Annotated in this window: 12 protein-coding genes, 1 tRNA gene and 3 pseudogenes; 8 read left to right on the top strand and 8 right to left on the bottom strand. The window is 49.7% G+C overall.

The features are described from left to right. Positions 1–2: 2 nt before the first annotated feature. Positions 3–1,340: an APC family permease gene (locus RC74_RS05610; protein WP_052275041.1), complete on the bottom strand. Its 1,338-nt coding sequence runs from the start codon at positions 1,338–1,340 to the stop codon at positions 3–5. A gap of 194 nt (positions 1,341–1,534) precedes the next feature. Beyond that, on the bottom strand, positions 1,535–2,212 hold the full coding sequence (locus RC74_RS05605; protein ID WP_218918114.1) for an alpha/beta fold hydrolase: 678 nt from the start codon (positions 2,210–2,212) through the stop codon (positions 1,535–1,537). Between the two features lie 1,717 nt (positions 2,213–3,929). Between RC74_RS05605 and RC74_RS05600 the strand changes: the two genes are divergently transcribed. From RC74_RS05600 to RC74_RS23845, 3 genes are all read left to right on the top strand, one after another. Then, positions 3,930–4,006 (top strand) — tRNA-Arg (locus tag RC74_RS05600). 673 nt (positions 4,007–4,679) lie between these two features. Beyond that, positions 4,680–5,012, top strand: a complete 333-nt coding sequence (locus RC74_RS23850; RefSeq protein ID WP_052275040.1) for a helix-turn-helix domain-containing protein — start codon at positions 4,680–4,682, stop codon at positions 5,010–5,012. Beyond that, positions 4,906–5,361 (top strand): winged helix-turn-helix domain-containing protein, encoded by a 456-nt coding sequence (locus tag RC74_RS23845; RefSeq protein WP_470295038.1) that lies wholly within the window; start codon positions 4,906–4,908, stop codon positions 5,359–5,361. The genes RC74_RS23850 and RC74_RS23845 overlap by 107 nt, the downstream gene beginning before the upstream one ends. Here RC74_RS23845 and RC74_RS05590 read toward each other — a convergent pair. After that, a pseudogene (locus RC74_RS05590) lies at positions 5,327–5,575 on the bottom strand (integrase core domain-containing protein); the annotation flags it as partial. The gene RC74_RS23845 and the pseudogene RC74_RS05590 sit on opposite strands and share 35 nt — an antisense overlap. A gap of 135 nt (positions 5,576–5,710) precedes the next feature. Between RC74_RS05590 and RC74_RS22050 the strand changes: the two are divergent. Both RC74_RS22050 and RC74_RS22670 read left to right on the top strand, forming a co-directional pair. Then, a pseudogene (locus tag RC74_RS22050) lies at positions 5,711–5,929 on the top strand (IS110 family transposase); the annotation flags it as partial. Further along, positions 5,919–6,059, top strand: a pseudogene (locus RC74_RS22670) (ATP-binding protein); the annotation flags it as partial. The pseudogenes RC74_RS22050 and RC74_RS22670, both read left to right, overlap by 11 nt. A gap of 15 nt (positions 6,060–6,074) precedes the next feature. Here the strand turns inward: RC74_RS22670 and RC74_RS05580 are convergent. From RC74_RS05580 to RC74_RS05560, 5 genes are all read right to left on the bottom strand, one after another. After that, positions 6,075–6,503 carry a hypothetical protein gene (locus RC74_RS05580; RefSeq protein WP_039003341.1) on the bottom strand — a complete coding sequence of 143 codons (429 nt, stop codon included), beginning with the start codon at positions 6,501–6,503 and terminating at the stop codon, positions 6,075–6,077. A gap of 23 nt (positions 6,504–6,526) precedes the next feature. Next, the gene (locus tag RC74_RS05575) at positions 6,527–7,342 is read right to left on the bottom strand and encodes a mechanosensitive ion channel family protein (protein WP_156477416.1); all 816 of its coding nucleotides are present in this window, start codon (positions 7,340–7,342) and stop codon (positions 6,527–6,529) included. A gap of 68 nt (positions 7,343–7,410) precedes the next feature. Beyond that, positions 7,411–7,824 carry a hypothetical protein gene (locus tag RC74_RS05570; protein ID WP_062628148.1) on the bottom strand — a complete coding sequence of 138 codons (414 nt, stop codon included), beginning with the start codon at positions 7,822–7,824 and terminating at the stop codon, positions 7,411–7,413. Between the two features lie 62 nt (positions 7,825–7,886). Beyond that, a complete protein-coding gene (locus RC74_RS05565; RefSeq protein ID WP_039003342.1) occupies positions 7,887–8,585 on the bottom strand; it encodes a winged helix-turn-helix domain-containing protein in 699 nt (232 codons plus the stop codon). Then, the gene (locus tag RC74_RS05560) at positions 8,563–8,841 is read right to left on the bottom strand and encodes a hypothetical protein (RefSeq protein ID WP_062628406.1); all 279 of its coding nucleotides are present in this window, start codon (positions 8,839–8,841) and stop codon (positions 8,563–8,565) included. Before RC74_RS05560 ends, RC74_RS05565 begins: the two co-directional genes overlap by 23 nt. A gap of 152 nt (positions 8,842–8,993) precedes the next feature. Here RC74_RS05560 and RC74_RS05555 point away from each other — a divergent pair, with 152 nt between their 5' ends. The 3 genes from RC74_RS05555 (at position 8,994) to RC74_RS05545 (ending at position 11,422) form a co-directional block, all read left to right on the top strand. Further along, a complete protein-coding gene (locus tag RC74_RS05555) occupies positions 8,994–9,494 on the top strand; it encodes a hypothetical protein (RefSeq protein WP_052274956.1) in 501 nt (166 codons plus the stop codon). Positions 9,495–9,567: 73 nt separating this feature from the next. Then, positions 9,568–10,203 (top strand): ribonuclease HII, encoded by a 636-nt coding sequence (locus RC74_RS05550; protein ID WP_039003343.1) that lies wholly within the window; start codon positions 9,568–9,570, stop codon positions 10,201–10,203. Between the two features lie 103 nt (positions 10,204–10,306). Beyond that, a complete protein-coding gene (locus RC74_RS05545) occupies positions 10,307–11,422 on the top strand; it encodes a site-specific DNA-methyltransferase (protein ID WP_039003344.1) in 1,116 nt (371 codons plus the stop codon). The last annotated feature ends 13 nt before the right edge of the window (positions 11,423–11,435 follow it).

Genomic DNA, 11,435 nt, shown 5'->3' with positions numbered 1-11,435 from the left:
AATCAGATTGCTTTATGGCGTCTGAGGGATATTTTGCGACCGGTTGCCGAGCGATAAAGAAACTCGATTAACACAGAGGCCACGATCATCACGCCCACGACCACAAGGTGGCTACGTGTTGCTGGGTTTTCGGCGACTTTCCAGCATAGCGCGCCCAAGGCTCCCGCGGTGGTGAAGGCCGCAAGGCCAGATATCCACGCCCGAGCGCCCGTTTCTTTGGCCAATCGGACACTCGCGACATTCACGAAGAAAAACAGGAGCAAAAAACCGGCGCTGCCCGCTGTTGCAATGGCTTGCAGGGGAATGAAATTGGCAACGATTAGTGCCAGAGCCGCGCAAATGATGGCCCCCTCGGAATGTTCGTTTCTGATTGTTCGTTCGATTTCCTTGGGCAACTGCCCCGTCTTGGCAATGACATAGGCCAAGCGACCTGTACTAAAAAACGTTGCATTGATCGCCGAGCTTGTGGCCATTAAGGCGGCCACGACGATAGCAATATATCCGGTCTTGCCCAGAACCTCGCGGCCCGCAGCGGAGAGTGCCGTGTCCCTATTGGCGCCGACCTGCTCAAGACTCATATGCCCCAAAACAACGCTCACAATCAGGACATAGAGGACAATGACAATGAGCACTCCGCCGATGTAGGCAATCGGTAGAGAGCGGCGCGGGTCGGCCACATCTTTGGAAGCATTGGCGATCAGCTCAAACCCCTCAAAATTCAGGAAAATCAGCATACTGCCTGCAATGAGAGCGACGGGCGTCACGGCGCCGACGGGGTCCAATCGTGTCCAGTCCATCGGTGTGAGGAAGCCGGCAATGATGAAACCGACCAACAGGACCATTTTGATGATATTGAACACATTTTCGGATTTGATGACGAGTTTTGATGCCAGAACGTTCAAGCCGACGAGGCCGATTATGACGCCGCTGGTTAATAAATGTATCAGGAAATTTTGCGACTCATGAGGAAAGAGATCCGCGCCATAACTTCCGAAGGCATAGGCATAAATCGCCAGCAAAACTACATAGCTCAGCAGGAGGAGGATATTGGCGGCCCCCGTGAATAAACCCGTTCCAAAACCGCGACAGAGGAAATCAACAGTACCGCCCTCGCCCGGATAGGCCAGCGTCAATTTCAGATAGGAATAGCTGGTCAGCAAGGCCACAATCCCAGCAATGACAAAGGCAAGTGGTGCGGCCTGTTTGGTCAACTCTATCGTCAACCCCGTTACAGCAAAGATTCCGCCGCCGACCATTCCGCCGAGGCCAATCGACAGGGTCGACAGGGTTCCAAGTTTTTTAGAGTCCGGATTTACTGTCTCAGAAGGGGTCTTAGGCATTGGGTGCTATGTCCATTAATCATGCGGGCTCGACTTGATCTTGCAATGTATTCAAATAGGTAGCAAGTCTGAAACACTAGATTGGGGAAGTCGCTTACGTGCGCAAGTATCAAGAAATATGGTAGTGTCGCAATAGGGGCGGCAACAAAAGTTCTCTCGAAAGTTCCCCCTTTTGTCATACGGCCTATTGTCCGCTAAATGAGGTCGTTGACCAATTTTGGCGCCTTGATTGAAGAGGAATGGCCAGCGCCCTTTAGGACGAATAGTTCCGACCCCTCAATCGCCGCATGTAGGCGTTCGGGTTTTTCAAGGTCAGTGGCGACATCTTCCTCCCCAACGCCAATCCCGACGGGCAATTTGACCTTGTTCAGAAGTTCGGCACAGCCATCGTGCTCAATCACGCCCGACACCGCCCGCGATATACCAATGCGATGATTGCCTGCAATCGCATCCGCCCACCGTTTCTTTTCCTTCACCCGAGCCGCGTCGTTCAGGAATGTCTGCCCGAACATGATCGGCGAAACGCGCCCCGTTACGGCCAACAGACCGATCCAGCGGACAACAAAATTGAGCATACGGTATTTCGGCCCGTTCTCGATCGGTTCAAGGTCCGCGGAGGTGTCGAGCAGAGTGAGCGTTTTCAACAATTCCGGATGTTTTGCGGCCAATCGTACGCCAACAAATCCACCCATACTCAACCCGACAAAGTGACATGGCGCGACCCCCAGATGCGCAATAGGGGCGGCAGCATCTTGGGTGAGCGTGTCGATATCGTATCCACCTTTGGTCACACCACTCTGCCCCTGACCACGGTGATCGAAAGTAATGCAGCGATAGTTGTTCTGGAAATGGGCGATTTGTTCCTCAAACATGGCGCCACTAAATAAAAGGCCGTGTCAAAACACGATTACTTCGCCAGCCCCGCCGGTGTCGGTAAAATGAATATGGGCACCGTTTAGATCAACGTGAGGCATTTTGCTCCCTCCTTAGGATTGACGCTTTGTAGCACATAGGACCGTGTCAGAGGCCATTGATTTGTCGCTAGGCCTGTGAGGAAGAATAACCTCACTATATTGCATTTTCAGGAATGAATCGCCTGTACGGAAGCATCGCTCTAAAAACGGGGATACTGTGGACGTTCGACGCAGTTAAAATCGATCGGCACATCCCACGCCCTCTAGCTCCGTCCCTGTAGAGTACCGTACTAAATCTTCGGTCCATTGTCCGGCCACGCTACAAAGCGAGTCATGCTTTGTCCCGGAATGCAAAATTTCGCGATTTGTTTGCCACGGGCGAGGTCGCTGATAAGCGTTGCCCGTGAGGCAGAGGCGATCCATCAAGGTGTCAATTCTGTTTCCACGAACCCAAATCGACGGCTTTGTGGGTTAAAAACTTCACCAAGGAATTCGCGGTGAACACAGCCGCCCAATCCGCGTACGCGTTCTCCTAACAGCTCGGGGAAGGATGGTATGACAATTTCAGGAACCAGACGGGGGGGGGTAAAGGGATGCATGAAATGCCCTAACGGCCCCCATCACTTCATTTATTAGGCGCGGCAACTCCAAATTGGCCACGTCCATATGACATCAAGGGGTGCGTCAGGAAGTCAGAGTTTGACTGGGAGAGTGACACCATACAGTGAAGCAATGACGAACCAAGTTACGGCGGCAGCGATAAAGGCAATAATAGCGCGCAGCTTCGTATCGGAGCTAAACAAAAGATTCTTCATCTGGTCTAAGCACCTGTATAAAGACAACAAAGTCGCATTTTTTGTTTGCATTAGCCGACGTGTTCATAAAGCCAATCGCCGTAAGGTGCATTCAGTTCCAAAAGACCGACTAAATACGATCATTCAGGTACTGCGTTAGTATTCGTCTTGGGGAACGATTAATTTTGCAGAGACACCCCAAACTGAGATACATTCCTCTAGAGAGTTTTCGTACGCCTCAGAAGACCAAACGCCGCTGTCTTTGTAAAAGGACGCGGCGTTTTCATTTTCAGTTAATGCGCAGTAATAGTGCAAATTTTCATAACACATTATGATGTTTCGCTGCGCGTTGATGGCATTTCAAACGATTGTCTTCGCTTGTTTTTCTGGTGACCCCGGGTGGGTTCGAACAACCAACCCTCAAATAATGTAAAGTGAAAATCCAAGTTTCGCAGTAGTTTTTCACTTCCTGTCTATATTTGGCTGGATACAAGGGCTTCGAAAACAACAATGATGAAAACGTCAACTTTAAGTATTGTCCTTTGGTTCACTTCCCCTTTTATAAACAGCAACTTTTCTCTTAACTTCATCAGCAACTTTTGCAACTATTTGTAGAGTATTTATCCTTCGAATAAAGGAACTAAAGAGTGTTGAGTTCTGGGTATAGAAAATGATCGCCAAAGTCGTTCATTGCGCAACAATCCAAACCTATCCTGTTGACTTCCAAAACTAGTGCGTTCAGTTTCTCCGAATTGTGCCCACGTAATGCAACAGGATAGAATATCTGCCACCTAGGAGGCAGATTGGGGTCAAAAAAGAGATGTAAATACAAATGGCTAGGGAATTGGAATTCGTATGCGAACCGTTTTTCGAACCGCCTCGGCCCCGTAGCTCAGCTGGATAGAGCAACGGTTTCCTAAACCGTAGGCCGCGTGTTCGAATCACGCCGGGGTCACCAATTTCATATATTTTTCAGTATCTTACCTTGGGGGCTTTTTTATGGCTATAAGTTTTCTTGCTGTGTCCTTTCGCCGCTCTGGTGCGGTTGCACTCGCCGCGAGCTTGGTGGCAGCACTCTTTTGATCCTGAGGTGGGAAACCAGCGGCCGCGGCGGAAGCGGGGGTCTCTTCGTCGATAAATTCTCTCACTGTAGTCTCCAGTGTTAATTAAAATTAGGAAAGTGTGCGAGCGGACGCACGATACAAGAAAAAGATATTACTCTGGTTCACCAAAGCGAGATGTTCATTCATATAGCTACCTCACCCCCGTCTTTCACAGAGATGAAGGACAAAGAACCGTGGTTGCAAGAGTCGCTTCGCTTCTACTCTTGCAACCAGAACCCCTGCCCTTCTGATTATTTCTGCGACGGTGGCTCCGAAGTGAGATGAATTGAAAGAGGACATAAAAAAACAAATATTGGACAACACATTTTTGCTTATTTGTAGGTTTGTTGAATTTTTGTTTTGTCGCGCTGGCGGCAGAGTCCCTTTGTTTTTAAGGTAAGTAGGCTCATTTCTGATTGCTCTATGAGCCGTTGATATCGAGATATTATTATGTTTGGCTATACTCGGGGTTTTTGAACACCCGACTTTTGCATTGACGGACTGAGCGAATGAGATTCAGGTGTCTTTATGATCCGCCCTAATTTTCTTACCACTGCAGACCGCCTTGAGCTTTTATCCTGCGTGAAGCGCCAGCGTGAGGATCACGGGGTTGCGCGGCGGGCGAATGCGCTTTTGCTGCTGAATGATGGGATGTCATGTGCCCAAATCGCAAAGGTTCTGTTTCTGGACGACGACACAGTGCGCAGCTGGCACAAGCAATATTTGGCTGAGGACTGGGAGGCCGTCGCCTACGATGGGTGGAAAATTCAACATCCACTATTCTCATTCTGGCTGCATCAAGCTTCTGGCCCGTCTGGGGTTCGAGTATCGCAAACCAAAGGCGCTTCCCCGTGTGGCTGACGTTGAAAAGCAGGCCGCATTCATCGCATTTTATACGAACCTACTGAATAACTTGCCTGCCGACGAGGCCGTCTACTTCTCGGATGCAGTTCATCCGGAATATCAAAGCAAACCCAGCCATGGTTGGGCTCGCAAAGGGTCAAATCCCGCCATCCAAACGACATCTGGGCGCGGGCGCGTTGACCTGCCCCCCAAGGCTCCCTCAATTATAACGAGAGTTTGCGGGTTTGGTTCTCATATTCTTCATTGTCAGTTTGGGCAAGCGCGTCGTGCGCGGAGCCTTCAAATAGCTCAAGCGCTCGACGCGCTTCTACGGGTGTTTGGTTTCCCAGCGATGAGTGCGGTCTGACGTTGTTGTAGTCGTATCGCCAAAGGGCCAGTTTACGGCGGGCATCGTCTAACGTGTCAAACAGTTCTTCGTTCAGCAACTCGTCTCGGAGGCTACCGTTGAAGCTTTCGATGAAGCCATTCTGCTGCGGCTTTCCGGGATCGATGTAGTGCCAATCCACATTGTTATCGCCGGCCCACTTCAGGATCGCACGGCTTGTGAACTCGGTTCCGTAACACCTTCGGAATGATGCTGGTTGAGAGGCTATGACCGCCTGCGCAGCCCCCAAATGGCGCAGCAGGTGGTCATAGCCTCGCCTCAGGTCCCTACGTGGTTTTTGCAACAAACCACACTGCAAAGGAGACCGACTATGACCGAGATTGTTATTGCACAAGATGCAGCAGTTTTAGTGGCCATCGACATCGCCAAAGCACGGCATGAAGTTTTGATAGCCATTCTAGGCAAAAAGCGCCGCCGCCGTTTGACTGTCCTCAACCAAATGGAGGACTTCCAGCGGTTGATCACATCATTGGCCAGTTATGGCCGTCCAGTGCGCGCAGCTTTTGAGGCGACTGGTAATTACCACCGCACTCCTCGATCGCTTAGCCCATCGCTGCCACATCCTGGAGACTGGGAACGACAGCTTCCGCTTCAAGGCAAGTTCAGCTGGAGCAGCGAAAAAGAAGAAGGAGGAAAATCCTGTGTTGACCCAAGACTGACCCTCGAAACATAATCTAAAGGTGGGTCACTTCTGCGTCAAAAGTCTCTGGGGCGTCTTGTAGGGTTTTGAGGATGTTGTTTATTTGAGCTTGTGTGGCAGTTGAGAGATCGCTGTTTTTGAGGTCTGCGACGGCTTTTTCAAAATCGAAACTGTCGTCCGAAATAATTCCAGACTCTCTCCATTTAGTGAGTTCAATTTCCAGCTTAGCTTTTGTGTCGTCCGAGAGTTGTTCGACATAGCGCGGCATGCCCGCAGCCTTGTCGGACGCGCCTTTTGCGATAGAGGTTCCAACGTCTCCGACTACATCTTTTGCCGCATCGCCAGCATCCTCAAGCGCACTTTTGAAACGTTGCTTCGATGTTGGTTCTGGTTTGTTCAACAGAAAATATCCGGCAACTACAATTGCGGCCCCGAGAACTGCGCCTAAAACAACTTTGATCATTTCAAACTCCAAAAATATAATTTCTATTTGTCGCTGGCATCGGCAGTAATCTGGTGAACATGGATGTCGCGTTGGGGGAACGGAATGGAAATACCCTCGGCCTCGAACGTGGTTTTGGCGCGGGCAAGCATATCCCAATAGACGGTCCAATAATCTTCGGTTTTAACCCACGAGCGGCAGAAAATATTGACCGAACTGTCGGCCAATTCACCAACGAATACATCTGCAGCCGGATCTTTGAGCACCAATTTATTGTCCTCAAGCAATTTTTTGAGAATCCCGATCGCATGGTCGGCACTGTCGGAGTAGGCAATTCCAAACACCATATCAACGCGTCGCGTATCGGAGGCGTTGACGTTGGTAATAACATCGCCCCAGATTTTGGAGTTCGGAATGACAATGATTTGGTTGTCAAAGGTGCGTATTTTTGTGGAAATTATCGACATTTCAACCACAACCCCAGAGGTGCCAGCGGTATGAATATAGTCATCCGTGTCGAAAGGCTTGAGGATCATAATCATCAAACCACTCGCTAGATTTCCGAGCGTGTCTTGAAGAGCAAAGGCGAGAATAAAGGATAGACCGCCAAGGAGGGCGAACAGTGGCCCAACATTGACGCCAAAAGCCGCAAGGACAACCATGATGCCAATGGCAAAAGCTAGCCAGTAAACAACAGTAAGAATGAATGCTTTTAGGAGGTTCGAAAGATGCGGAATTTTCTCGAGCCCGCGCTGTGTAACACGGCGAATGAATTTCGCAACAAAGGCCAGCACCCAAACGGCAACAATAAGCGTACCGATTTTGATGAGAATTCCAAGCCCGCCGTCGCGCGCGATCATCCAGTTTCCCGCCGTACGCAAAAGGGTGACGGAATCAGTGGTTTGGAGACTGCTCTCTTTTAGGCCAATTAAATAATTCTCATGGCTCTCCAAGTCTTCAGCGGCCCCCCTTTTCGGCCCCAAGCTTTGAGAACACTTTGGTATTTCCGCTGAAGTGCAAATTGCTCGGTCGTCATGGTGGACAATTGCGTACGAAGAGCGTCGATTTCCGTGGCGCTGGCTGTTAAAATTTTCAGATTAATGTTGGCAATTTTGTCCATTTGCGCATGGACGATGCCTTGCCACGCGTTCGCGACTACAGCCAATTCCTCAGATGTTAAAGGCACCATCAGAATGGAGAGAACCTCTTGATCTGTTTTCGCGCTTTGGAGTTCTGTGCTGATTGATACAGATTCTGTGGTCTCTTGGGCCGAAATTGTCGTAGCCAACGAAAGGAAAACGACCGTGAAGCAAATCAAAAGCCGTTTGGAAAGGGGAGCCATAGAAAAATCCTGTTTCAAAAATTGAGCGGGCAAAGAAGGAAAAAATATCAAAGTTTGTGCGCTTATAGCATTTGAATGACGTCTTTTTCAATCGAGAGTAAATACCCTCGGCGCGCAACGTTCTTAACCAATAAATTGCTGACCATTTGGTTTCCCAGTGAATCGCGCAGGCGTTTGATTCGTGTTGCGCCCGCAGCCTCGTCGCAATCGACCTCGTTGCGCCCCGAAATAACGGCTTCGATTTGAGCCCCCGTCATGACATCATCGTCCATCCTCGCTTCGGCCAAAACCGAGAGGGTTTCGATTGCGGCGGGGGTAAGCACAAATTCCATATTGTTGAGGTAAACCGTGTTTTCCTCTCGGCTAATCAGGAGGGAATTTACTTGAATTCCTGAGCGCTCAACCTCTCCCATGCGGCGATTCAAAAATAGGATCGTCAGCAAGAAAACGAGCGAAACGACCATCATAATTGACGCAAAAACCAGTAAAATGAGAATCGTCACGCGATAGGAGTTCAGCGTATCCGAAAAGGCCGTTCCCGACTGGGCAAGGATTTCTAGAAGCTTAATTTCCGCCCCGGACGTAAGATCATTGTTGGCAATAAAGATACTTTCAACACGCGCGTTGAACGCATTGGCATCGGGAAGGTTCGACAACAAAAGTGCCGCCGCACCCGCGAGGAGTACGACGACAACGATTGTTCCAATCAGAATGACACGGTTGCCAGAATGAGAGGCTTTAGTAGCGAAGGAAGTAGGCACCCGCGCTCGCTTTCTTACCGTTCAAGGCGGCATCGTTAAAAACACTGATGACCGTGAGAAGTGTCCAGCCGTCTTTGCCGATCCGTTTTGCAATTGCCGACCCCGCGGCCGATTTTTCGCAGGTATCATCCGTCAATTTCACAACCCCGTAATGGAGTCGCAAAGGGTTATCTTGCTTGGCTTTATAGTCCGCATAACATGCGGCAGAGGCGGGTGCGGCACCAAGAAGCGCAATCGCGAAGATTATGTGTTTCATCATTTCAAAACCATGCGCCAATTGTGCGTGTTATTCAATATCATAGGTTCGGTTATCCCCTAACAATCAGGTGATATTGAGAGACTTCGACCAAATGCGCAAAATCATTTCATCGCAATTTCCGTATTGCACCTAAATAAAGGAATTTTGAAATGATCCGCAATCTTCGAACGCTACTCTTGGTCGCTGTTTTGGCTGTTCCGTCGTTCTCGGCTCCGGCTCAAGCGAATGAGGATTTGAAAAAGTTCCTCGCGGCCATTGCTGTGATGGGCATCATTGGCGTGGTCGCCGAGCGTGAGCGTGACAACAAACCAGTTGCCGTCCCGGTGAAGCCAATTCCAGACCAAATCTACAAACCAAACCGTCGTTGGACGGATAACAATAAACGGTTGCCGCAGAATTGTTATAGGTCCTTCCAGACGACGGACGGCAATAGGTCCTACTATGTTGAAGACTGCCTGAACAAGCACTTTAGACACGCACAGAATCTTCCTAAGCAATGTGAAATTAAGCTTAAGAATAATGGTAAAGGTAAGTGGAAGGGCAAGGGGCATGGTAAGGGAAAAGGCAAGGGCCACGATAAGCACGTTAAGGTCTATAGCCCCAACTGTTTACAGCATAACGGATACTTTACGCAGCGCCGCGAATATTAAGGTGTCAAACGGGTGGGGAAAATTCCCCGCCCTTTTTGCTTGCCCGTCGCCCAAGAATGGGCAATCCAGGGATATGAACAGCAAACCTCTCAAACCCGTCCCCGACTTTTCCTTTGAAATGGCTGCATTGAAGCGCGGCGCCAAGATCATTGCGGGGGTTGATGAAGTGGGGCGTGGGCCACTCGCGGGGCCCGTAACGGCGGCGGCGGTTATTCTTGATCCAAATGACATCCCAGAAGGCTTGAACGACAGCAAACTCCTAACGGCAAAGCGACGCGAAGCGCTGGAGGCCGTGATTTTCGAAAAAGCGCAAGTGTCGATTGCGCATGCCTCGGTGGAGGAAATCGACGACATCAATATTCTGCGTGCGAGTCACCTCGCTATGGTGCGTGCGATTGCGGGCCTCAATGTTGTTCCCGATCACGTTTTGATCGACGGAAATATGATTCCCCGCGACCTTACCTTGAGTTCGGAGGCAATCATCAAAGGTGATAGCAAATCAGTATCGATTTCCGCGGCCTCAATTGTCGCAAAAATATGCCGCGATCGCCTCATGGTGGATTTAGCGCAACAGCATCCAGGTTATGGCTGGGAGACAAACGCGGGATATGGATCAAAAAGCCACATGTCTGCGCTTCTAAAACTTGGGGTTACCCCACACCATAGACGTTCGTTCAAACCAGTACACAATATCTTGTATCAAGGCTAAAAGTTAAGTGATTGATTTAAAAAAGAAATTGACGACGAATCCATTATGACTCATTCTTGGTCTCAATAAGTAAGCGCAAAAATGCGCAACATATGAGGCAGTAATGAAAAACAATACTAAAGCAAAAGAGGCTTTCGAGCTGCCTCTTAACCAGATACTTGACGGCGATTGCATCGATGTGATGAACAGTCTTCCTGAAAACTCTGTCGATCTTATTTTCGCAGATCCCCCTTATAATCTTCAGCTAAAAGGCGATCTTCACCGCCCCGACAACTCAAAAGTCGATGCTGTAGATGATGATTGGGATAAATTCTCCTCATTTGAAACCTATGACCGTTTCACTAAGGCATGGCTCGCAGCTGCTCGACGTATCCTCAAGCCAAACGGCGCGATCTGGGTTATCGGTAGCTATCACAATATTTTCCGCGTTGGCGCTGCCATGCAGGACGCAGGATATTGGATTTTGAACGACGTTGTTTGGCGCAAATCCAACCCCATGCCGAATTTTCGCGGCAAACGTCTGACCAATGCACATGAGACAATGATCTGGGCGTCCAAAGAGGAATCCAGCAAATATACCTTCAACTATGAGGCGCTCAAGTCGCTCAATGAAGGTATTCAAATGCGGTCCGATTGGGTTTTGCCGATCTGTAATGGCCATGAGCGTTTGAAAAATGACGAAGGTACCAAAGCGCATCCAACGCAAAAGCCCGAAAGCTTGTTGCACCGCATTTTGGTGTCCACAACAAACCCCGGCGATGTTGTATTGGACCCGTTCTTTGGAACAGGGACGACTGGCGCTGTAGCCAAGAAACTTGGCCGTGATTACATCGGAATCGAGCGCGAAGCTGACTATCGCAAAGTCGCCGAGAAACGCCTCAAGAATATCCGCAAGTTCGACAACGAGAGCTTGCAGGTTTCGACATCGAAGCGCGCCGAACCACGTGTTCCTTTTGGCCAATTGGTCGAGCGCGGCATGCTTCAGCCTGGCGAAGAACTCTATTCGATGAACAAGCGCCACAAGGTCAAGGTCCGTGCAGACGGCACATTGGTCGGAGTGGACGTAAAAGGCTCAATTCATCAGGTTGGGGCCGCATTGGAAGGCGCTCCTAGCTGTAATGGTTGGACATATTGGTGCTTTAAGCGCGACGGCAAACAGGTCCCGATTGACTTGTTGCGTCAGCAAATTCGTGCAGAAATGACCGAACGCCCGAACTAAACTAGATATACTA

Origin of the sequence: Falsihalocynthiibacter arcticus (assembly GCF_000812665.2) — a bacterium.
Lineage (GTDB): Bacteria > Pseudomonadota > Alphaproteobacteria > Rhodobacterales > Rhodobacteraceae > Falsihalocynthiibacter > Falsihalocynthiibacter arcticus.
This window is presented reverse-complemented; position numbering and strand designations above follow the sequence as displayed.